Annotated in this window: 20 protein-coding genes and 1 tRNA gene; 15 read left to right on the top strand and 6 right to left on the bottom strand. The window is 63.5% G+C overall.

From position 1 onward, the window contains the following. Nucleotides 1-172: 172 nt before the first annotated feature. Nucleotides 173-1,129 (bottom strand): N-formylglutamate amidohydrolase, encoded by a 957-nt coding sequence (locus NKH36_RS28255; protein WP_352961089.1) that lies wholly within the window; start codon nt 1,127-1,129, stop codon nt 173-175. Between the two features lie 148 nt (nt 1,130-1,277). Between NKH36_RS28255 and cpdR the strand changes: the two genes are divergently transcribed. Both cpdR and NKH36_RS28245 read left to right on the top strand, forming a co-directional pair. Next, a complete protein-coding gene (gene cpdR / locus NKH36_RS28250; protein ID WP_006199474.1) occupies nt 1,278-1,640 on the top strand; it encodes a cell cycle two-component system response regulator CpdR in 363 nt (120 codons plus the stop codon). A 118-nt stretch (nt 1,641-1,758) separates the two neighbouring features. Next, nucleotides 1,759-1,833, top strand: a tRNA-Val gene (locus NKH36_RS28245). Here the strand turns inward: NKH36_RS28245 and NKH36_RS28240 are convergent. The 3 genes from NKH36_RS28240 to NKH36_RS28230 all read right to left on the bottom strand — a co-directional run bounded on the left by NKH36_RS28240 (nt 1,822) and on the right by NKH36_RS28230 (nt 4,404). Next, entirely contained in the window at nt 1,822-2,079 is a 258-nt protein-coding gene (locus tag NKH36_RS28240) for a hypothetical protein (RefSeq protein WP_352961087.1), read from the bottom strand. The two genes, NKH36_RS28245 and NKH36_RS28240, sit on opposite strands and share 12 nt — an antisense overlap. 68 nt (nt 2,080-2,147) lie before the next feature. Further along, nucleotides 2,148-3,110 carry a GDP-L-fucose synthase gene (fcl, locus tag NKH36_RS28235; RefSeq protein WP_352961085.1) on the bottom strand — a complete coding sequence of 321 codons (963 nt, stop codon included), beginning with the start codon at nt 3,108-3,110 and terminating at the stop codon, nt 2,148-2,150. Between the two features lie 139 nt (nt 3,111-3,249). Then, the gene (locus NKH36_RS28230; protein ID WP_352961083.1) at nt 3,250-4,404 is read right to left on the bottom strand and encodes a dihydrodipicolinate synthase family protein; all 1,155 of its coding nucleotides are present in this window, start codon (nt 4,402-4,404) and stop codon (nt 3,250-3,252) included. A gap of 236 nt (nt 4,405-4,640) precedes the next feature. Between NKH36_RS28230 and NKH36_RS28225 the strand changes: the two genes are divergently transcribed. The 13 genes from NKH36_RS28225 to NKH36_RS28165 all read left to right on the top strand — a co-directional run bounded on the left by NKH36_RS28225 (nt 4,641) and on the right by NKH36_RS28165 (nt 19,326). Further along, the gene (locus NKH36_RS28225) at nt 4,641-5,684 is read left to right on the top strand and encodes a LacI family DNA-binding transcriptional regulator (RefSeq protein WP_352961081.1); all 1,044 of its coding nucleotides are present in this window, start codon (nt 4,641-4,643) and stop codon (nt 5,682-5,684) included. After that, nucleotides 5,681-6,700 (top strand): Gfo/Idh/MocA family protein, encoded by a 1,020-nt coding sequence (locus NKH36_RS28220; protein WP_352961079.1) that lies wholly within the window; start codon nt 5,681-5,683, stop codon nt 6,698-6,700. The genes NKH36_RS28225 and NKH36_RS28220 overlap by 4 nt, the downstream gene beginning before the upstream one ends. 10 nt (nt 6,701-6,710) lie before the next feature. Further along, nucleotides 6,711-8,312, top strand: a complete 1,602-nt coding sequence (locus NKH36_RS28215; RefSeq protein WP_352961077.1) for an acyl CoA:acetate/3-ketoacid CoA transferase — start codon at nt 6,711-6,713, stop codon at nt 8,310-8,312. Next, complete coding sequence (locus NKH36_RS28210; RefSeq protein WP_352961075.1) at nt 8,305-9,081, top strand: enoyl-CoA hydratase/isomerase family protein; 777 nt, start codon at nt 8,305-8,307, stop codon at nt 9,079-9,081. Before NKH36_RS28215 ends, NKH36_RS28210 begins: the two co-directional genes overlap by 8 nt. 18 nt (nt 9,082-9,099) lie before the next feature. Next, nucleotides 9,100-10,611, top strand: a complete 1,512-nt coding sequence (locus tag NKH36_RS28205; protein ID WP_352961074.1) for an aldehyde dehydrogenase family protein — start codon at nt 9,100-9,102, stop codon at nt 10,609-10,611. A 59-nt stretch (nt 10,612-10,670) separates the two neighbouring features. Continuing rightward, nucleotides 10,671-11,924: an ABC transporter substrate-binding protein gene (locus NKH36_RS28200; protein WP_352965344.1), complete on the top strand. Its 1,254-nt coding sequence runs from the start codon at nt 10,671-10,673 to the stop codon at nt 11,922-11,924. Nucleotides 11,925-12,088: 164 nt separating this feature from the next. Then, nucleotides 12,089-13,045 (top strand): carbohydrate ABC transporter permease, encoded by a 957-nt coding sequence (locus NKH36_RS28195; protein WP_352965342.1) that lies wholly within the window; start codon nt 12,089-12,091, stop codon nt 13,043-13,045. After that, complete coding sequence (locus NKH36_RS28190) at nt 13,042-13,986, top strand: carbohydrate ABC transporter permease (RefSeq protein WP_027153273.1); 945 nt, start codon at nt 13,042-13,044, stop codon at nt 13,984-13,986. Before NKH36_RS28195 ends, NKH36_RS28190 begins: the two co-directional genes overlap by 4 nt. A gap of 4 nt (nt 13,987-13,990) precedes the next feature. Next, entirely contained in the window at nt 13,991-15,106 is a 1,116-nt protein-coding gene (locus tag NKH36_RS28185) for an ABC transporter ATP-binding protein (RefSeq protein ID WP_095484049.1), read from the top strand. 5 nt (nt 15,107-15,111) lie between these two features. Then, complete coding sequence (locus NKH36_RS28180) at nt 15,112-16,614, top strand: GMC oxidoreductase (protein WP_352965340.1); 1,503 nt, start codon at nt 15,112-15,114, stop codon at nt 16,612-16,614. Beyond that, nucleotides 16,611-17,372, top strand: coding sequence for a 3-ketoacyl-ACP reductase (locus NKH36_RS28175; protein ID WP_352965338.1), 762 nt, complete (start codon nt 16,611-16,613; stop codon nt 17,370-17,372). Before NKH36_RS28180 ends, NKH36_RS28175 begins: the two co-directional genes overlap by 4 nt. Nucleotides 17,373-17,384: 12 nt before the next feature. Continuing rightward, nucleotides 17,385-19,013: a GMC family oxidoreductase gene (locus tag NKH36_RS28170; protein WP_352965336.1), complete on the top strand. Its 1,629-nt coding sequence runs from the start codon at nt 17,385-17,387 to the stop codon at nt 19,011-19,013. A gap of 10 nt (nt 19,014-19,023) precedes the next feature. Then, entirely contained in the window at nt 19,024-19,326 is a 303-nt protein-coding gene (locus tag NKH36_RS28165; RefSeq protein ID WP_352965335.1) for a Dabb family protein, read from the top strand. 1 nt (nt 19,327) lies between these two features. On the opposite strand, the gene NKH36_RS28160 is transcribed toward NKH36_RS28165, so the two are convergent. Continuing rightward, nucleotides 19,328-20,173: an EamA family transporter gene (locus tag NKH36_RS28160; RefSeq protein ID WP_352965333.1), complete on the bottom strand. Its 846-nt coding sequence runs from the start codon at nt 20,171-20,173 to the stop codon at nt 19,328-19,330. Between the two features lie 7 nt (nt 20,174-20,180). Beyond that, nucleotides 20,181-21,095: an endonuclease/exonuclease/phosphatase family protein gene (locus NKH36_RS28155; RefSeq protein WP_352965331.1), complete on the bottom strand. Its 915-nt coding sequence runs from the start codon at nt 21,093-21,095 to the stop codon at nt 20,181-20,183. Nucleotides 21,096-21,161 lie beyond the last annotated feature (66 nt).

The following is a 21,161-nucleotide window of genomic DNA, read 5'->3' as shown; positions in this document are numbered from 1 at the left end:
TGGGCGTTTCCTCCCTAGACTTCGACCGTGTCGTGCAAACGATGCGGTCTTTTTTTCGGCGCAGCATCCAGCTGATCGGGCGCCTTCCCCGCCCGCAACGCCGACGCCCATCTGGCGCAATATCGCTTATTTGGCGCGGAATCCCCGCACAAATCGATCCTGATTTTTGGCATCATTCGGCGGCAAGCGGCAGATCGATAAAATCGTGATCGGGCATCGCCATCAGGTCGGCCGAGAATTGCCCCAGATCGTCGGCGAGCGCATCGAAGCCGGCGGATTTCTGGAACGTCCGCTCGTTCATGTAAAGCCCGCGATTGACCTCGATCTGCAGGGCATGGAGATGGCGCACGGGGCGGCCATAATGCTCGGTGATGAAACCTCCGGCATAAGGCTTGTTATGGGCGACGGTATAGCCCATGCCGATCAGCAGGCCGATCGCCGTCTCGGTCAACGCTGCCGAGGCGGACATGCCGAAACGGTCGCCGACGATGAAGTCGGGCCTGACACCGCTGTCGCCTACCCTGATGCTCGCCGGCATCGAGTGGCAATCGATCAGCACGGCAAAGCCGAACCGCGCATGGGTCCTGGTCAAAAGCCGTTTCAGCGTCTCGTGGTAAGGCTTGTAGACGGCCTCGATACGCGCGATGGCTTCCGCCAACGGCAAGCGGCCGGCATAGATGTCGAGCCCTTCTCCCACCAGCTTGGGCACGGTGCCAAGCCCACCGGCGACGCGTGCCGAGCGGATGTTGCAGAAGGACGGCACGGGTTCGGCGAACATGCGCGGATCGAGTTCCCAGGGCTCCCGGTTGACATCGAGATAAGCGCGCGGAAAGTTTGCCGCCAGCATCGGCGCGCCGAGCGCAACGGCGCCACCGAACAATTCGTCGACATAGCAATCTTCGGAGCGGCGGATGGCGTTTCGGTCCAGCCTTGCCATGGCCAGGAACCGGTCCGGATAGTGACGGCCGCTATGCGGTGAGTTGAAGAGGAAGGGGACGCGCTGTTCGGCGCCCGACCGGATTTCGAAGGGGGGAACGACCGAAAAATCCTCGGCTGCCGTTTTCAATTTGAACGAATCCGGAAACACCAATGCATCATGATTGGAAAAGTGCCACCTCACCGGCCGCATGTCCAGCGTTTCGGCGTCCGGACCGCTTTGTTAAATGCGGATCGGGCCCTTTATCGTTCACTTGATGTTTACCGTCACCTCCTCATATACAGGATGGTTAACGGGCTGCCCCACGGCAGTCTCGGACGGGTGATTCGGACGGGATAAGATGGCACGCATTCTACTGGCGGAAGACGACGATGACATGCGCCGGTTCCTCGTCAAGGCGCTGGAGCGTGCCGGTTACCAGGTCAGCGATTTCGACAATGGCGCCAGCGCCTATGAGCGGTTGCGCGAAGAGCCTTTCTCGCTGCTCTTGACCGACATCGTCATGCCGGAGATGGACGGCATAGAACTCGCCCGCCGCGCCACCGAGATCGATCCCGATCTCAAGGTCATGTTCATCACCGGCTTCGCCGCCGTTGCGCTCAATCCGGATTCCAAGGCGCCGAAAGACGCCAAGGTGCTGTCAAAGCCGTTCCATCTGCGCGACCTCGTCAACGAGGTCGAAAAGATGCTGCAGGCGGCCTGACGCGCTTTCCGCCGCCGGCTTCCGGCGCGTCCCCAGCGGCGTGGCAAGGCGAACCGTTCTTTCCCTTTTCCTGCTATTGACGCGCCGTGGCAAAAATGGTGTATGCGCGGCTTCGGATGGGCGTGTAGCTCAGCGGGAGAGCACTGCATTGACATTGCAGGGGTCACAGGTTCAATCCCTGTCACGCCCACCATCCAGACAATCCGCCGTCACTCGTGCCCCGCGGATTTTCTCGTCTGACGAGCGCTTCAGGCGCCGTATTTTCGAGAATGCCAGAATCGGACGCCTTGATTTTTTGGCCCGGCCAATGCTTCTCAATGAAGTCGGCAGAGGATATCTTTTCGGCCATCTCGACGATATGAAAGTTGGTGTCCTGGGGAATCGCTCTTCCAGGTGAATCCGAAACGATATCCAAGCGTGTCGGCGAGCGATTTTGCATTGGCCATGGCCAAGAGACGGCCGCACAAGCCGTCATGTCTGCTGGCAGCGATCAGCGTCGATCGAGGATCAGGCCGCGCCGAGGCGGAGATCGCCCTTCTCGATATGCTGGAGAAACCACGCATAGGTCTGCTCCAATCCGCTCTGAAGCGAGTACCGCGGCCGCCAGCCCGTGGCAAACAGGCGCGACACGTCCATCAGTTTGCGCGGCGTGCCGTCCGGCTTCGTCGCATCGAATGTGAGCACCGCCTCGGCGCCGACGACGGAGAGCATGGTGCGGGCGAGCTCGGCAATGGTGATGTCTTCGCCCGAGCCGACATTGACGTGGCTATCGCCGGCATAGTTTTTCAGCAGCCAGACCAGAGCGTCGGCGGCATCGTCGACATGCATGAACTCGCGCATTGGCGTGCCCGACCCCCAGACCTCCAAGGTTTTGTCGCCGGCGCGCTTGGCCTTGTGCGCCTTGCGCATAAGGGCTGGTATGACATGGCTGGTGGACAGGTCGAAATTGTCGCCGGGACCATAAAGGTTGGTCGGCATCGCCGAGATGTACTCGACACCGTATTGGCGCCGATAGGCCTGGCACAGTTTCAGCCCAGCGATCTTGGCGATCGCATACCATTCGTTGGTGGGTTCGAGCGGACCGGTGAGCAAGGCGTCCTCGGAGATCGGCTGCGCCGCAAATTTCGGATAGATGCAGGACGAACCGAGGAACAGTAATTTCTGCACCTCGGTGCGAAAGGCGCTGTCGATGACGTTGGTCTGCATGATGAGATTGTCCTGCAGAAAATCGACCGGCAACCTGTTGTTTGCCAGGATACCGCCGACCTTGGCCGCTGCCATCACCACCGCATCCGGCCTGTGGCCAGCCATCCAGCGCCGCACGCCGGCCTGATCCATGAGATCGAGTTCATCGCGGGATGCGGTCAGGACCTCGCAGTCCTGGTCCGCCAGCCTGCGCAATATGGCCGAGCCGACCATGCCGCGATGCCCAGCCACGAAAACGCGCTTGCCCCTTAGGTCGAAATCCATTGGCGTATCCCTATGCAGAACGGTCGCTATGACCATCTGGCGCGCGCCGGATGGGCCTGCCTCGGACGCATACCGCATACAGATTTGCCCGGACAAGGCAAATCGAAGATTTGGCCGAACTCTTCTGATGGTATGGCGCTTAGACACCCGCGACGGCGCACAGGCTCTTCATTCTCCCGATGGCAAGCTCCGGGTCGGCCAGCAATCCGGCCTGGTCGGCAAGGCGAAACACATCGGCGTAGTGGCAAATGCCGCGCGCCGATTGCATGCCGCCGACCATCGAAAAATGGTCCTGGTGGCCGTTCAGCCACGCCATGAGGACGATACCGGCCTTATAATATTCGGTCGGCGCCTCGAAGATTTTCCGCGACAGAGGTACCGTCGGCGCCATCAGCGCGTCATAGCCGGCGCGGTCGCCGGCGGCCAGTTTCGCCAGCGCGGCATTGGCGACGGGCGCGATGGCATCGAAAATCCCGAGCAGTGCGTGCGAATGTCTCTCGCCATCGCCGGCGATCAGCTCGGGGTAGTTGAAGTCGTCGCCGGTGAACATGACCACCCCTTCCGGCAGCCGGTTGCGCAGGGCAACCTCTTTACCGGCATCGAGCAGCGATATCTTGATCCCCTCGACCTTGCCGGCGTGGCTTTCGATGACGGCGATCACCGTGCCGAGCGCGGTCTCGAAATCAGGGCTGCCCCAATAGCCCTTCAGCGCCGGATCGAACATATCGCCCAGCCAGTGCAGGATGACCTTGCCGGATGCTTGAGACAGGATGCGGTCATAGACGCTGATATAATCGTCGGGACCCTTGGCGACAGCCGCCAGCGCGCGGCTGGCCATCATGATCGCATTGCCGCCCAGGCCTTCGATGAAATCGAACTGCTCTTCATAGGCCGCGATGACATCGTCGAGCGTCCTGGCGGTGCCTGGCGCCAGATGGTCTGTTCCGGCGCCCGAGGCGAGATCGGCGCCGTCGACGGTTCGCGCCTCGGCGATCGAGCGGCGGATCAATTCCCTGGCGTTTGCCCAGTCGAAACCCATACCCCGCTGCGCGGTGTCCATCGCCTCGGCGATACGGAAGCCGAGCCGCCACAGATGATGGCGGAACGCCATCGTGCGCTCCCAGTCGATCGCTGGATGAGCCCATGGATCGGTCATCTCAAGGGGATCGGCAACGACATGGGCGGCGGCATAGGCGATGCGTGGAAACCGCGCGCCGATCACCGGCTGTGCCGACAGGCCGACAAGGCGGTAGCGAGTGCTACGACCGCCCTCCCCGGGCAAGGCAATGTCCATCAATCTCTCCCTTGATCGCACCTATAAATGGAACGTTCCAATAAATCAACCTTCTACGATTTCTCAATCCACGTCGCCAAAAATGCTGCACGCAGCGAGAAAGGCCTTAAAGTGTAAACTTTAGCTGCTGAGGACTCGGTTTTCTGAATTCGGGAAAATCCTGATTGACTCAAATGCATCACGCAATTAGAACGTTCCAATAAATTTCGACCAGAAAATACCGGAGGACGATCTGGATGGCCAGCAGGCCCAAGGCGACGATACTCGACATTGCCCGTGAGGCGGGCGTGTCCAAGTCGACGGTGTCGCTCGTGCTGCAGGGCAGCGATCTGATCCGGCCTGAGACCGCGCTGAAGGTCCGCAAGGCGATCGAGGATGTCGGTTATGTCTACAACCGCGGCGCCGCCAATCTGCGCAAGGCCCATTCCAACGTCATCGGCATGGTCATCAACGACCTTACCAACCCGTTTTTCGCCGAAATGGCGGTCGGCATGGAGCGTGTGTTCCAGTCGGCGGGCATCGTGCCGTTCATCGCCAACACGGCGGAGAACCCGGTGCGCCAGGAAGAGGTACTGAAATCGCTGATGGAGCAAGGTGTCGCCGGGCTGATCGTGTCGCCGGCGCGCGGCACGACCCCTGGTGCTTTCCGCCGCATCGAGATGGCGGGCCTTCCGATCGTCTTCACCATGCGCCGCCTTCCTGAAAGTCGCATCCCGGTGATCGCGCCCGACAATCATCGCGGCGCCTGGCTCGCCACCGCACATCTGATCGGCAAAGGGCATCGCCGGCTGGCCTTCTTCGGCGGCTCATCGGACCTGGTGGTCTATCATGAGCGGCTGGGCGGATTTCGCGAGGCCTGCGAGGCGCTCGGCATCGCCAAGCGCGATACACTGGTCGTTGAAGGCGAAACCAGCCGCAAGGGCGGCATTGCCTGCCTGGAGACGGCCCGCGCGATGGCCGATCCGCCGACCGCGGCGCTGTGCTTCAACGATGCGGTCGCCTTCGGCGTCATGCTGGCGCTGCGCAAGCGCGGACTCGAGCCCGGCGTGGATTTCGCCGTCGTCGGCTTCGACGACGTGGTCGAAGCCCAGCATTACATGCCGGCGCTGACCAGCGTCGCGGTGGATTCGGCAGGCCTGGGCGAGCGCGCCGCCCATGTCATGCTGAAGATGATCCAGTCGCGCACCACGCGCGCCGAGGATCATATCGGCGCCGTCAACCTCGTCGTCAGGGACAGTTGCGGTCCTGATCGCCGTGCTGGAATGGGAGACGCGGCATGACCGTCAAATGGGGACTGATCGGCGCAAGCACGATCGCCAGGCAATTCATGATCAACGCCATCCGCGCGCAACCGAACAGCGAGATCACGGCGGTGATGAGTTCCAGCCCGGAGCGCGCCACTTCCTATGCCAAGGAGAACGGCATTCCGCTTGCCGTCTCGACGCTCGATGAATTGCTCGGCTCCGACATCGACGTCGCCTACATCTCGACCACCAACGAATTGCATCTCGAACAGGCATTAGCTGCCATCAAGGCGGGAAAACATGTGCTCTGCGAAAAGCCGCTCGCACTGACCAGCGCCGATGCGCGCAAGATGGTCGCCGCCGCCAAAGCAGCCGGTCTCGTGCTCGGCACCAATCATCATCTGCGCAATGCCGGCTCGCACCGGGCGATGCGCGAAGCCATCGCCGTCGGCCGCATCGGCAAACCGATCGCCGCGCGCGTCTTCCACTCCGTTTATCTGCCTGAGGATCTGCAGGGCTGGCGCATCACCAGGCCGGAAGCCGGCGGCGGTGTGGTGCTCGACATCACCGTGCACGATGCCGACACGCTGCGCTTCGTGCTCGGCGACGATCCGCTTGAGGTTTCGGCGTTCACGCAATCGGCCGGCATGGCCGGGGGCGGGTTGGAAGACGGCGCCATGTGCATCTGGCGCTTTGGATCGGGCGTCATCGCCCAGTCGCATGAGGGCTTCACCACCAAATTTGCCGGCACCGGCTTCGAGGTGCATGGCAGCGAAGGCTCGCTGATCGCGAAAGATGTGATGACGCAGAAGCCGATCGGCTCTGTGCTGCTGCGCACGGCACAGGGCGAGGAGGAATTGAGCTTCGACCGCGAAGATCTCTATGTCAGGTCTTTGCGCCAGTTCCATGCGGCGATCCGTGGCGAAGGCCAGCCGTCGGCCACTGGCGAAGACGGCATCTGGTCGCTGACATCAGCCGAAGCGGCGTTACAGTCAGCCAGGTCCGGCAAATCAGTGGCGATCGATCCGAAACCCCGATCGATCCGAAACTAAGGGGCGCAGGGTGAGCAAGCTTGTCTCCGCAGCGCAAGCCGCAAGCCTGATCGGTGACGGCATGGTGGTATCCGTGTCGTCATCGAGCGGTCTCGGCTGCCCGGATGCGGTGCTCGCCGCCATCGGCGAGCGCTTCGACGCGGAGGGCCATCCGAAGGGTATCACGACGCTGCACCCGATCGCCGCCGGCGACATGTACGGCATCAGGGGTATCGACCATCTGGCGAAGCCCGGCCTGTTGAAGCGCACGCTGTGCGGGTCCTATCCCTCCGGCCCGTCATCCTCTGAACCGCCGCAGATCTGGAAGATGATCGGCGACAATTCGGTCGCCGCCTACAATGTGCCGTCAGGCATATTGTTCGACATGCATCGCGAGGCGGCGGCCAAGCGCCCCGGCGTGCTGACCAAGGTCGGCCTCGATACCTTCGCCGACCCGCGACATCAGGGCTGCGCCATGAATGCGGCCGCGAGTGAGCCGATCGTTTCGGTGCAGCAGTTCGACGGCGAGGAATGGCTCTATTTCCGCTCGATCGTGCCTGACGTCTCGATCATCCGAGCGACGACGGCCGACGAGCGCGGCAACCTGACCTATGAGCATGAGGGCGCCTATCTCGGCGGGCTGGAACAGGCGCTCGCCGCCCGCAACAATGGCGGCATCGTCATCGCGCAGGTCAAGCGCGTCGTCGAGAACGGCACGCTGAAACCGCATGACGTGCGCGTGCCCGGCGTGCTGGTCGATTACATCATGGTGGCGGCCGACCAGTTGCAGACAACGCTGACACCCTACGACCCGGCGATCTCGGGCGAGATCTTTCGGCCGCTGTCAAGCTTCCGCAACGCCGAAATGAATGTCCAGAAGGTCATCGCCCGTCGCGTCGCCATGGAGCTTGCCGACGGCATGGCGGTCAACATCGGCTTCGGCATCTCGGCCAATGTGCCGCGCATTCTTATCGAGGAAGGCCAGCACGGCAAGGTCACCTGGGTGATCGAACAGGGCGCGGTCGGTGGCGTGCCGCTGCTCGATTTCAAGTTCGGCTGCTCGTCGAACGCCGATGCCTTCATGCCTTCGCCACACCAGTTCACCTATTTTCAGGGCGGCGGTTTCGACGCGTCGCTGCTGTCCTTCCTGCAGATCGACCGCCACGGCTCGGTCAACGTGTCGAAGCTTTCGGCGCGGCCGCACGTCACCGCCGGCGCCGGCGGCTTCGTTGACATCACCGCGCGGGCGAAGAAGATCGTCTTTTCCGGTTTCTTCAATGCCGGCGCCAAGCTGTCGCTGGCCGATGGCGGCATCCGCATCGACCAGGAGGGCAAGGTCAAGAAAGTCGTCGGCGAGGTCGAGCACATCTCCTTCTCGGGCAAGCGCGCCGTCGCGCAAGGACAGGACATCACCTATGTCACCGAGCGCTGCGTCATGAAGCTGACGCCGGATGGGCTGATGGTGACTGAGCTGGCACCCGGCATCGATCTTCAGCGCGACGTGCTGGCGCAGGCCGAGATTCCGCTCGCCGTCGCCAACGATCTGAAAGTCACGCCGGACGCGCTCTATCGCGATCGGCCGATCGGACTCTCGCTCAATGGCGGCGCCTCGCTCGGAGGCGCGCATGGCTGAACCTCTCGTCACCTTTGAAACCGACGGCGGCCTCGGCATCGTCACGCTGCGCCGGCCGGAGAAATTCAACGCGCTGGACATACCGATGCTGCGGGCACTGGAGGCAGCGCTTGACGCAGCGGAGGCTGCGGACGGCGTCCGTGTCGTGCTGTTGTGTGGCGAAGGCAAGGGCTTTTGCTCGGGCGGCGATGTCGAAGCGTGGTCGCAAATGAGTGCCGCCGACTTCCAGGTGCAATGGGTGCGCTATGGCCACCGCGTCTTCGACCGGCTGGCGCGGTTGCGGCAACCGACCATCGCGGTTGTGTCCGGCCATGCGCTGGGCGGCGGGCTTGAACTGGCAGTCGCCTGCGACTTCCGCGTCGCCGAAGCGCATGTGAAATTAGGCCTCCCGGAAACGTCGATCGGCGTGGTGCCCGGCTGGTCCGGCACGCAGCGCGCGGTGCGCCGCTTCGGCGCGCAGACGGTGCGGCGCATGGCAATCGGCGGCGAGACGTTCGTGGCGGCCGAAGCACTCGCTCTGGGCATCGTCGACCGGATGGTCGACACAGGCAAGGCGTTCACCGAGGCCAAGGCCTGGGCCGGCAAGATCGCCGAGCGCGGCCCGCTAGCCACCGAGGCCGCCAAGCTGATGATCGCGATCGCCGAGGGCGAGGAAAGTGCCGCCGCGACAGAGGCGCTGGCCAGCGGCTTCATCACGCTGACTAGCGATCTCAAGGCTGGTGTCGACGCTTTCAAGACCAAACAGAAACCAGCGTTTTCAAGATCCTAAATGCAAGCGGAACCTCACATGAAATTGCCCCTCGACATCGCCATGCCCGCCGAGGCGGCCGCAGCACCGAAGACCTACCGGCTGCTGATCGACGGCAAGTTCGTCGATGCCCGCGACAGCCGCTCGCTGGAGCGCAAGAGCCCCGGCCATGGCTTCACGGTTTCGCGCTATGCGCAAGCCGGCGCGGCGGAAGTCGAGGCAGCGGTACAGGCCGCGCACAAGGCTTTCGAGACCGGCCTGTGGCCGCGGATGAAGGCAGCAGAGCGCGCCGCGATCCTGCTCAAGGCGGCGGACCTGATCGAGGCGCGGCTCGAGGAGATCGCCCGGCTCGACGTGCTGGAATCCGGCAAGCCGATCGCCCAGGCGCGCGGCGAGATCGGCGGAGCCGTCGACATCTGGCGCTATGCCGCGGCGCTTGCCCGCACGCTCCATGGCGAAACCTACGCCAACCTCGGCGACGCCATGCTGGGCGTCGTGCTGCGTGAACCGATCGGCGTCGTCTCGATCATCACGCCGTGGAATTTTCCCTTCCTCATCGTCAGCCAGAAGCTGCCGTTCGCGCTCGCCGCCGGCTGCACGGCGGTGGTCAAGCCGAGCGAGATGACCTCGGCCTCGACCTTCGTGCTCGGCGACATCCTGATGCAGGCCGGCTTGCCGGATGGCGTCGTCAACATCCTCGCTGGCCTGGGCGACGATGTCGGCGCGCCGATGGTCAGCCATCCGCTGGTCGAGATGGTGTCGTTCACCGGCTCCACCCGGGTCGGCAAGATGACCATGGCGTCGGCTGCGAACTCGCTGAAGAAGGTCTCGATGGAGCTCGGCGGCAAGAACGGCCAAATCGTCTTTCCAGATGCCGACCTCGAAGCGGCAGCCGACGCGGCGGTGTTCGGCGGCTTTTTCAACGCCGGCGAATGCTGCAACGCCGGCAGCCGACTGATCGTCCACGAGGCGATCGCTGACGACTTCCTCGGCGCAGTGAAGGCGCTCACCGCAAGGGTCACCGTCGGCGATCCGCTCGACGACAGCACCAAGGTCGGCGCGATGATCTCTTCCGAGCACCTTTCCAAGGTCACCGGCTACGTGACGGCGGCGGCAAACGACGGCAGCAGCGTCTATAGCGGCGGCAAGCAGATCGCCTCTAGTGCCGGTCAATATCTCGATCCGACCATCCTTCGCGGCGTCACCGAAGACATGGCCATTGCACGTGAAGAAGTGTTCGGCCCGGTGCTCTCGGTGCTGACCTTTGAATCGATTGAAGAGGCGTTGCGCATCGCCAACAACACGCCCTATGGTTTATCGGCGGGCGTGTGGAGCGCCAGCATCGACACCTGCATGTCGGTGGCGCGGAATGTGCGTTCGGGAACCGTTTGGGTGAACACGTTCATGGAAGGTTATCCCGAGCTGCCTTTCGGAGGCTACAAGCAGTCCGGTCTCGGACGCGAACTCGGCAAGCGCGCCGTCGAGGACTATACCGAGGAAAAGACGATCCAGTTTCATCGCGGCCAGCGCACCGGATGGTGGGTTGGCTGAGTTGGGAAGAACCCGGCGGACAACCGCCGGTCGTGTAGCTGCAACAAGGGAGGAAGTACATGTTGCGCAAATTGCTTATCGGAACGGCCCTCGGGTCGGGTCTTGCGTTCGCGGCCCATGCCCAGGACGTCAAGGAAGTCGAGATGCTGCATTGGTGGACGTCTGGCGGCGAGGCGGCTGCTTTGAACGTGCTCAAGGAGGACCTGGCCAAGCAGGGCTTTGCCTGGAAGGACGTGCCCGTGGCCGGCGGCGGCGGCGACGCCGCCATGACCGCGCTGAAGGCGATGGTCGCGGCCGGCAACTACCCGACCGCCTCCCAGATGCTCGGCTATACCGTGCTCGATTATGCCGCGGCCGGCGTGATGGGCGACCTGACCGAGACGGCGGTAAAGGAGGGCTGGGACAAGTCCGTTCCGGCCGCCCTGCAGAAATTCTCGGTCTATGACGGCAAGTGGGTCGCGGCTCCGGTTAACGTCCACTCGGTCAACTGGCTGTGGATCAACAAGGCGGTGATGGACAAGATCGGCGGCACCGAGCCTAAGACCTTTGACGAGTTCATCGCGCTGCTCGACAAGGCCAAGGCGGCGGGCGTCATCCCGCTCGCGCTTGGCGGCCAGAACTGGCAGGAAGCCACCATGTTCGATTCGGTCGTGCTGTCGACCGGCGGACCTGAGTTCTACAAAAAGGCCTTCAACGACCTCGACGAGGAGCAGCTGAAGTCCGACACGATGAAGAAGTCGTTCGACAACCTCGCCAAGCTCATCACCTATGTCGACCCGAACTTCTCGGGCCGCGACTGGAACCTTGCCACCGCCATGGTCATCAAGGGCGATGCGCTGGTGCAGGTGATGGGCGACTGGGCCAAGGGCGAATTCAACGCCGCCAAGAAGACCCCGGGCACCGACTTCCTGTGCTACCGCTTCCCGGGCACCGACGGCAGCGTGGTCTACAACTCCGACATGTTCGGCATGTTCGACGTTCCGGAGGACCGCAAGGCCGCCCAGGCAGCCTTGGCCACCGCCACTTTGTCGAAGAGCTTCCAGTCGGCTTTCAACGTCGTCAAGGGCTCCGTCCCGGCCCGCACGGACGTGCCTGACACCGACTTCGATGCTTGCGGCAAGAAGGGCATGGCCGACCTGAAGGCGGCCAACGAAGGCGGCACGCTGTTCGGTTCGCTGGCGCAGGGCTATGGCGCGCCGCCGGCCGTCGCCAATGCCTACAAGGACGTCGTCTCGAAGTTCGTCCACGGCCAGATCAAGACCTCGGACGAGGCCGTGACCCAGCTGGTTAACGCAATCGAAGACGCCAAATAAAAAACCGGCATGAAAGGGCCTTCCCCCCTCCGGTGGGGAAGGTTCCACCAAGCCAGGATGGCCGGCCTCTGGTCGGAATGGCGCCGGCGATCAGCCAACACGCCCCGTCTCGACGGGGCTAACCTTCCCGCCTGGCGGTGAAGGGACCCGAGAGGGAGGAGCCCATGACTACGGTCGCGACCCAGATCAAGCTGACGCCGGAGCATAGTGCGCGGCCGGGCGCCTCCATGCGTTCTCGCATGCAGGACGCGCTGCCGAAGATCGTGCTGGCGCCAAGCTTTGCGATCACCATCGTCTTCGTCTACGGCTTCATCCTGTGGACGGTCTATCTGTCCTTCACCAACTCCAAGACCTTTCCGTCCTATGCCATCACAGGGTCACGCGCCTATCAGCGGCTGTGGCGCTGGACCTTCGAGAGCGACCCGCCGTCGAGCTGGTACACCTCGATCACCAACATGGGCATTTTCGGTTTTCTCTACATCTTCATCTGCCTGGCGCTCGGCCTTTTCCTGGCCATCCTGCTCGACCAGAAGATCCGCGGCGAAGGCGTATTGCGGCCGATCTACCTCTACCCGATGGCGCTGTCCTTCATCGTCACCGGGGTCGCCTGGAAATGGTTCCTCGATCCCGGACTCGGCCTTGAGCAGACGCTGCACCAGTGGGGCTGGACGAGCTTCCATTTCGACTGGATCAAGAACAAGGATTTCGTCATCTACACCGTGGTGATCGCCGGCGTCTGGCAGGCGTCGGGCTTCATCATGGCAATGTTCCTCGCCGGCCTGCGTGGCATCGACGGCGAGATTATGAAGGCCGCGCAGATCGACGGCGCCACCACTTTCCAGCTCTATCGCCGGATCGTCATCCCGTTGCTGCGGCCGGTGTTCCTTTCGGCCTTCATCGTGCTCGCCCACCTCGCCATCAAGTCCTACGATCTCGTCGTCGCGCTGACCAGCGGCGGGCCGGGCGGCTCGGCCTGGCTGCCGTCGAACTTCATGTATGAATACACCTTCAAGCGCAACGAAATGGCCGTCGGCTCGGCCAGCGCCGTGATCATGCTGATGACCATCACCGCAATCATCGTGCCCTATCTCTATTCCGAGCTCAGGGAGAAGCCGCGATGAGCGTCATTGCCACGCCCGCTCGCCAGAGCACTGGCGGCATCAGCGCCAGAACCGTCAACCGCATCGTCATCTACGGCCTGCTGGCGCTGTTCGCACTGTTCTACCTGATGCCGCTGTTCGTCATGCTGGTGACCTCGTTCAAGACCATGGATGAGATCCAGAACGGCAACATGCTGGCGCTGCCGCAGGCGCCGACCTTCGAACCGTGGCTGAAGGCGTGGGGCGAGACCTGCGTCGGCCTGACCTGCGCCGGCATCAAGGGCTACTTCTGGAACTCCATCAAGATGGTGGTTCCGGCGGTGCTGATCTCGACATTGCTCGGCGCCCTCAACGGCTATGTTCTGACCAAATGGCGCTTCCGCGGCCACACGCTGGTCTTCGGCCTGATGCTGTTTGCCTGCTTCATTCCGTTCCAGTCGGTGCTGTTGCCGATGGCGACGATCCTCGGCAGCCTCGGCCGTTTCGGCGTGACGCTGCGAAACGCAACGGGATTTTCGTTCGGCTTGGGCAACCCGACGGTCAACCTGGTCTTTGTCCACGTCGTCTACGGGCTTGGCTTCACCACCTTGTTCTTCCGCAATTATTACGAGGCGTTCCCGACCGAACTGGTCAAGGCCGCACAGGTCGACGGCGCCAGCTTCTTCCAGATCTTCCGGCGCATCATGCTGCCGAATTCGATGCCGATCTTCGTCGTCACCGTCATCTACCAGTTCACCAACATCTGGAACGACTTCCTGTTCGCTTCGGCCTATGCCGGCACCGGCGACGCGATGCCGATGACCGTGGCGCTGAACAACGTCGTCAACACCTCGACCGGCGTCGTCGAATACAACGTCAACATGGCAGCGGCGATGATCGCCGCACTGCCGACCCTTCTCGTCTACGTGGTCGCTGGCCGCTATTTTGTGCGCGGCCTGATGGCCGGCGCCGTCAAAGGATAATCGAATGGCTTTTCTCGAAATCAATGGGCTGAGGAAGCGGTTCGGATCGGTCGAGATCCTGAAGGGCATCGACGTCGATCTCGAAAAAGGCGGCTTCCTGGTGCTGGTCGGCCCGTCCGGCTGCGGCAAGTCGACCTTGCTCAACACCATCGCCGGCCTGGAAACCATCACCGAAGGCGAAATCCGCGTCGACGGCCGGACGATCAACGATCTCCACCCTTCGAAGCGCGACATCGCCATGGTGTTCCAGAGCTACGCGCTCTATCCGAACATGACGGTCGCTGGAAACATTGCCTTCGGCATGGAGATGCGCGGCGTGCCGGCTCAGGAGCGCCAGAAGGCGATCGACAAGGTGGCGAAGGTGCTGCAGATCGGCCACCTCTTGCAGCGCAAGCCAAGCCAGCTCTCCGGCGGCCAGCGCCAGCGCGTCGCTATGGGCCGGGCGCTGGTGCGGGACCCCAAGCTCTTTCTCTTCGACGAGCCGCTCTCCAATCTCGACGCCAAGCTGCGCGTCGACATGCGCATCGAGATCAAGCGCCTGCACGCGACCACCGGCACAACGATCGTCTACGTCACCCACGACCAGATCGAGGCGATGACGCTGGCCACCAAGATCGCGGTGATGCGCGACGGCGAGGTGCAGCAGTTCGGCACGCCGGCCGAAATCTACAACAACCCGACCAATCTGTTCGTTGCCGACTTCATGGGCTCGCCGGCCATGAACCTGATCCCGGCGACGATCGGCGGCAATGGCAATGCACTTTCCGTGGTGCTGCAGCGAGAGGCGCGCGAGCCGATCTCGCTGCCGCTGGCCGATGCGCCGTCGGGTCTGTCGGCATTCCACGACAAGCCGATCATCTTCGGGGTCCGCCCCGAAGCCCTGACCGATCCGGAAGGGGCCGAACGTAACGCATCGAACATCGCCACCGCCGACTGCCATATCGAAGTCGTGGAACCGGCCGGCTCCGACACTTTCGCCGTCACCAATCTGGGCGGCAAGGCGGTGGTGGCGCGTCTGCGCGCCGACGCCAACATCCAGCCGGGTACCAGCACGCCGCTCGCCTTCAACCTGACCAAGGCAGTGTTCTTCGATCCGGCGACCGAGAACCGTATCCTCTGACAGCCATGACAAATCCCGACATCGTCATCATCGGCTCCGGCATCGGCGGCGCCACGATCGCCTCCGGCCTTGCCGGCAGTGGGGCCTCGATCCTGATGCTGGAGCGCGGCGAACCGCTGCCGGCGACGCCGCACACACGCGACACGCGCGCCATCTTCGTCGACGGCCACTATCGGCCGAAGGAGATGTGGCGCGAGGCCGGGGGTGCTGCGTTCAATCCCGGTAACTACTACTACGTCGGCGGCAATTCGAAATTCTATGGCGCGGTGCTGATCCGCTACCGCAAGGAAGACTTTTCGGAGATGGAGCATTATGGCGGCATCTCGCCTGCCTGGCCATTCTCCTATGAGGAATTCGAGCCCTGGTATTCCAGGGCCGAGCAGCTTTTCCGCGTGCGCGGCGCACTGGGCGAAGACCCGACCGAGCCGTTCCACTCGATCCCCTATGCGTTCGGGCCGGTGCCGGACGAGCCGCCGATCGCCCGCGCCCGCACCGAGCTCAAGGGCCTCGGCCTGCACCCGGCATCGCTGCCGCTCGGCGTCGACATCGATGCCTGGCTAAAGGACGGCAAGACAGGCTGGGACGCTTTTCCCAACACTGGGACCGGCAAGGTCGACGCGCAAACGGGGCCACTGGCGGCGGCACTGGCCGACCGGAACATCAAGCTCGAGACCGGCGCCCATGTCGAATATCTCGAAGCGTCATCGGATGCCAGGACGATTGCCGCCGTTCACTATCGCCAGAATGGCACGCTGAAGAAAGTGACGCCGAAGCTGGTCATCCTCTCGGCCGGCGCGGTCAATTCGGCGGTCATCCTGCTGCGCTCGCCATCTCCCGACGGCAAGGGCCTCGCCAACCGTTCCGACCAGGTCGGCCGCAACTTCATGAACCACAATTCGAGCGCTATGCTGGCGATCGACCCGCGCCGCAGGAACACGTCCGTCTACCAGAAGACGCTGATGCTCAACGACTACTATCTGTCCGGCGGCAAGGGCGGCAAGCCGCTCGGCAACGTCCAGCTTCTGGGCAAGATCGACGGCTACATCCTGACGGCCAACGTCAAGCTTGCACCCAAATTCGCGCTGGACTTCATGGCCGGCCACGCCGTCGACTGGTACCTGATGTGCGAGGACCTGCCCGATCCCGAAAGCCGCATCATGGTCGACGGCAACGATATCGTCATGCAGTGGCGGCGCTCCAACATGCAGTCGCTCGAGGGACTGACCAAGGTGATGCGCGAGAATTTCCGCGCCTGCGGTTATCCGATCGTCCTGTCGCGGCCGTTCGACAAGCGCACGCCGTCGCATCAGTGCGGTACGGTGAAGATGGGCGACGATCCGGCGACCTCGCCCCTCGACCCCTTCTGCCAGTCGTTCGACCACCGGAACCTGTTTGTTGTCGACGCTAGCTTCCTGCCGAACTCGGCCGCGGTCAATCCGGCCCTGTCGATTGCCGCGCAGGCATTGCGCGTCGCCGACCACATCCGCAAGACGGAGCTTGTCGCATGAGGCGCCCGGCAGCCATCGTCACCGGCGGCGCGCGCGGCATCGGCCTTGCTTGCGCCGAAGCGCTGGCCGATGCGGGCTTCGACATCCTTGTCGTGGACCTTGCCGATAATGCCCCTGACGGGCTTGCCGCTGACATCGCCGCCCGCGGTGCGAAGTTCGCCTACCATTGCGGCGACATCGCCGACCTCGACGACCATGCCGCATTGGTCGATGCCGCGACAAGCGCCTTCGGCCGCATCGACTGCCTGGTCAACAATGCCGGCATCGGCGCCGTCGTACGCGGCGACCTGCTGGAATTGAAACCGGAAAATTTCGACCGCACACTCGGCGTCAATCTGCGTGGCACCGTCTTCCTCAGCCAGGCCGTCGCCAAGGCGATGCTTGCGGCGCCGGGCGATCACCCAAAGTCGATCATCACCATCACCTCGGTCAGCGCCGAAATGGCCTCGCCCGAGCGTGCCGACTATTGCATCTCCAAGGCCGGGCTTTCGATGTGGGTGAAAACCCTGGCGCTGCGGCTCGCCGCCGAAAGTATCGGGGTGTTCGAGGTGCGGCCGGGCATCATCCGCACCGACATGACGGCAGGCGTCATCGCCAAATACGACGCGCTGATCGACGGCGGTCTGGTGCCGGCAAAGCGCTGGGGCGAAGCCGCCGATGTCGGCGACGCGGTGGCGGCACTCGCCGACGGCAAGCTCGGCTTTTCGACCGGCTCGATCATCAATGTCGACGGCGCACTGTCGGTGCCGAGGCTGTGAACAGGTGATGCCATGACCGACTACATCATCGTCGGCGCCGGCCCGGCCGGCTGCGTCCTGGCCAACCGGCTGAGCGAAGATCCGTCGCATCAGGTGCTGCTGCTCGAGGCCGGCGGCAAGGACTGGCACCCGCTGATCCACATGCCGGCCGGTTTCGCCAAGATGACCAAGGGCATCGCCGCCTGGGGCTGGTCGACCGTGCCGCAAAAGCACATGAAGGACCGCGTCTTCCGGTACACACAGGCCAAGGTGATCGGCGGCGGCTCCTCCATCAACGCCCAGATCTATACACGCGGCAACGCCCGCGATTACGACGCCTGGGAGAAGGAAGAGGGCCTTGCCGGCTGGGGCTATCGCGACGTGCTGCCCTATTTCAAGCGGGCCGAGAACAACCAGCGCTACGCCAACGATTTTCACGGCGACCAGGGTCCGCTCGGCGTGTCGAACCCGATTGCGCCGCTGCCGATCTGCGAGGCTTATTTCCGCGCCGGACAGGAGATGGGCATTCCCTTCAATCCGGACTTCAACGGGATAGCCCAAGAAGGCGTCGGTTATTACCAATTGACGCAGAAGGACGCGAGACGCTCCTCCGCCTCGGTCGCCTATCTCAGGCCGATCCGCGAGCGCAAGAGCCTGACCGTGAGGACCGGCGTGCTGGTGACGCGCATCGTCGTCGAGAAAGGCCGCGCCGTTGGTGTCGAGATCGTCGACAGGCCGGGCGGCCAGCCGACGACCCTGCGTGCCGAGCGCGAAGTGATCGTCTCGTCCGGCGCAATCGGCTCGCCGAAGCTCTTGATGCAGTCAGGCATCGGCCCGGCCGACCATCTGAAGTCGGTCGGCGTGACGCCGGTGCACGACCTGCCCGGCGTCGGTTCCAACCTGCAGGATCATCTCGACCTGTTCGTCATTGCCGAATGCACCGGCGACCACACCTACGACAACTATGCCAAGCTGCACCGGACGGTGTGGGCCGGCCTGCAGTACCTGCTGTTGAAAAAAGGCCCGGTTGCCTCCAGCCTGTTCGAGACCGGCGGCTTCTGGTACGCCGACCCGACCGCCGCCTCGCCCGATATCCAGCTCCATCTCGGCCTCGGCTCCGGCATCGAGGCCGGTGTCGAAAAACTGAAAAATCCAGGCGTGACGCTGAACTCGGCCCTCCTGCGCCCTCGTTCGCGCGGCACGGTGCGGCTGAACAGCGCCGACCCCGCCGACCACCCGCTGATCGATCCGAACTACTGGTCCGACCCCTACGATCGCGACATGTCGATCAAGGGGCTCAGGCTGGCGCGCGAGATCATGCGGCAGAAGGCACTTGCCCCTTACGTGCTGCGCGAGGTGCTGCCGGGGCCGACACTCACCAGCGACGACGAGCTGTTCGACTATGCCTGCCGCAGTTCCAAGACCGACCACCACCCTGTCGGCACCTGCCGCATGGGTCATGATGCGATGAGTGTGGTGACGCCGGATCTCAGGCTGCGCGGCATCGAAGGGTTGCGCGTCTGCGACGCCTCGGTGATGCCACACATCCCATCCTCTAACACCAATGCGCCGACGATCATGGTCGGAGAAAAGGGCGCCGATCTGATCCTTGGCCGCGAACCACTGCCGCCGGCCGTGTTTTCCGGCAACCGCGCGGCATAGGGACTCAAGAATGATCAGACACTGTGTTTTCGTCAGATTTCGCAGCGACGTCGACGCTACCGAGCGCGCGGCGATCCATGCCGATCTCGAGGCGCTACGGTCGGTGATCGACGGCATGGCCAAGGTCGAATTCAGCGCCAACACCAGCCCAGAACCGTTCACGCACGGCTTCACCATCGACTTTCGCGATGCCGCCGCGCGTGATGCCTATCTGGTGCATGAGGCTCACCGGCGGGCTGGCGCCCGGCTGGTCGCGGCGCTCGAAGGCGGCACGAACGGGCTGATGGTGTTCGACCTCGATATAAGCCCTTAGCTTATCCAAGCCTCAACGCGACGACGCCGGCAACAATGCTGAGCACGGCGACACCGCGCCAGGCAGTCATCTTCTCGCCGAGCGCAAACACCGAGATCATCATGGCGAACAGGATGGAGGTTTCGCGCAGCGCCGCGACCGAGGCGATCGGCGCCTTGGTCATCGCCCACATGACGATCCAGTAGGCGGCACCGCTGAGCACGCCAGTGTACACGCCCGCCTTCCAGTCGCGCGCCAGCACCGGCAGCGCCTTTGGTCCGCGGAAGATCAGGCACAGCACCAGCGCCCACAGCGCATCGCAGACGAACAGCCATGCCGCATAGCTCGATGCGGTAGCGGCCAGCCGCGCGCCGCTGCCGTCGGACAGCGTATAGCTGGCTATAAAGATCGAGGTGCCCAGCGCAAAGCCAACCGCACGCAGGTTCAGCCTCTCCAGATGCGCGCCACCGCGAAACGACAACACCAGCGTCCCGGCCGAGAGAAGGATGATCCCCACAATAGCCAGCGGCGCCGGAACTTCGGCGACGGCCACGATGCCGCCAAGTGCTGCAAGCAGAGGCGCCGTGCCGCGCGCCAGCGGATAGGTCTGGGCGAAATCGCCGGCCTTGTAGGCGCCGATCAGGAACGTCCTGTAGCCCATGTGGAAGATCACCGACGCGATGATGTACGGCCACACTTCCGATTTCGGCACCTCCACAAATGGCAGTGCCAGAAGCGCCACGGCGCCCATGCCGAGCGTCATCAGCGTGATCGACAGGAAGCGGTCGAGATGGACCTTGACCAGCGCGTTCCAGATCGCGTGCATGGCGGCGGCGGCAAGCACCGCGAAGAAGACGGACAGGGTCATCGGCGGCTCATCCGCCTCCGGCCCCCGTCGCGAACGGCGTTTCCAGGTCGATGTCGACCCGCAGCGGAAAATGGTCCGAGGCGATTTCGCCGATATCTGCGCTGACCGAGCGCACCCGTCCCGCCAACATCCCGCCGACGAAGCAATGGTCGAGCCGGCGCTTTGCCAGTCTGCCGTCGATGGTCTTCACATGGGTGTGGAAATCCGCCGTCGGTTCGCCGGTGACGGCGGCGGCATCGACGAAACCGTCGAGATAGGCGGCACCACGGTGATAGGGCGTGCTGCCGACGATGCGCCGGTATTCGCTGCTGCCCGGCTCCATGTTGAAATCGCCCATCCAGATTGCCGCCAGCGGGTTTTCCGGCACCGGCTCGCCATTGCTCCAGTTGCGCTCGGGTTCGTCATCGGCGCCGCTCCACGGGCCGCCGTCGGACAGTGCTCGGCGATGCTCGGCGAGCAGGTAGTCGATCTGCTCCAGCCGCTCTTCGGCGGCGATATGCGCCAGATGCAGCGACAGCACCCGCAACGGACCGGCAGGGGTGCGGATCATGCATTCAAGCGCCGCGTTGCGGGTGTTGAGCGGACGCACGGTACGGCGCAGCGGCAACACGTGCAGGCGCGACCAGACGATCGGCAGCTTTGACAGGACCATGGTGCCGAATTGCCGCCGCCGGTTGACGATGCGGCCGTCACGCCGCTCGCTAGCGTCCATGTCGAAGGCTGGCCCGTAGACCCAGTGATAATCAGGCAGCAGCCGCGAAAAGATTTCCGGCTGGTCATCCTCGTTAGAACGCAGCCAGTGCCGTTCCACCTCCTGCAGCGCGATGATGTCGGCACCGGCGACGACCTTGGCACAGCGCGCGAGATCGTAGCGGCCGTCGCTGCCGAAACCGTACTGGATGTTGTAGCTGACCAGCTTCATTGCTTAACCGGCTCAATTTTGTGATGGCAGTAGCGGTTTGGCGGATTCGTTGCAATGTGCAGCCGG

This window comes from Mesorhizobium sp. M1312, from assembly GCF_040318115.1.
Classification (GTDB): Bacteria; Pseudomonadota; Alphaproteobacteria; order Rhizobiales; family Rhizobiaceae; genus Mesorhizobium.
The sequence above is the reverse complement of the archived record's forward strand: the minus strand, read 5'-3'. Positions and strand labels throughout refer to the sequence as shown.

Coding starts and splice junctions, on each gene's coding strand:
- NKH36_RS28255 (WP_352961089.1), bottom strand. CDS start 1,129: ATGCGGCCGGTGAGGTGGCACTTTTCCAATCATGATGCATTGGTGTTT.
- cpdR (WP_006199474.1), top strand. CDS start 1,278: ATGGCACGCATTCTACTGGCGGAAGACGACGATGACATGCGCCGGTTC.
- NKH36_RS28240 (WP_352961087.1), bottom strand. CDS start 2,079: ATGCAAAATCGCTCGCCGACACGCTTGGATATCGTTTCGGATTCACCT.
- fcl (WP_352961085.1), bottom strand. CDS start 3,110: ATGGATTTCGACCTAAGGGGCAAGCGCGTTTTCGTGGCTGGGCATCGC.
- NKH36_RS28230 (WP_352961083.1), bottom strand. CDS start 4,404: ATGGACATTGCCTTGCCCGGGGAGGGCGGTCGTAGCACTCGCTACCGC.
- NKH36_RS28225 (WP_352961081.1), top strand. CDS start 4,641: ATGGCCAGCAGGCCCAAGGCGACGATACTCGACATTGCCCGTGAGGCG.
- NKH36_RS28220 (WP_352961079.1), top strand. CDS start 5,681: ATGACCGTCAAATGGGGACTGATCGGCGCAAGCACGATCGCCAGGCAA.
- NKH36_RS28210 (WP_352961075.1), top strand. CDS start 8,305: ATGGCTGAACCTCTCGTCACCTTTGAAACCGACGGCGGCCTCGGCATC.
- NKH36_RS28205 (WP_352961074.1), top strand. CDS start 9,100: ATGAAATTGCCCCTCGACATCGCCATGCCCGCCGAGGCGGCCGCAGCA.
- NKH36_RS28200 (WP_352965344.1), top strand. CDS start 10,671: ATGTTGCGCAAATTGCTTATCGGAACGGCCCTCGGGTCGGGTCTTGCG.
- NKH36_RS28195 (WP_352965342.1), top strand. CDS start 12,089: ATGACTACGGTCGCGACCCAGATCAAGCTGACGCCGGAGCATAGTGCG.
- NKH36_RS28190 (WP_027153273.1), top strand. CDS start 13,042: ATGAGCGTCATTGCCACGCCCGCTCGCCAGAGCACTGGCGGCATCAGC.
- NKH36_RS28185 (WP_095484049.1), top strand. CDS start 13,991: ATGGCTTTTCTCGAAATCAATGGGCTGAGGAAGCGGTTCGGATCGGTC.
- NKH36_RS28180 (WP_352965340.1), top strand. CDS start 15,112: ATGACAAATCCCGACATCGTCATCATCGGCTCCGGCATCGGCGGCGCC.
- NKH36_RS28175 (WP_352965338.1), top strand. CDS start 16,611: ATGAGGCGCCCGGCAGCCATCGTCACCGGCGGCGCGCGCGGCATCGGC.
- NKH36_RS28170 (WP_352965336.1), top strand. CDS start 17,385: ATGACCGACTACATCATCGTCGGCGCCGGCCCGGCCGGCTGCGTCCTG.
- NKH36_RS28165 (WP_352965335.1), top strand. CDS start 19,024: ATGATCAGACACTGTGTTTTCGTCAGATTTCGCAGCGACGTCGACGCT.
- NKH36_RS28160 (WP_352965333.1), bottom strand. CDS start 20,173: ATGACCCTGTCCGTCTTCTTCGCGGTGCTTGCCGCCGCCGCCATGCAC.
- NKH36_RS28155 (WP_352965331.1), bottom strand. CDS start 21,095: ATGAAGCTGGTCAGCTACAACATCCAGTACGGTTTCGGCAGCGACGGC.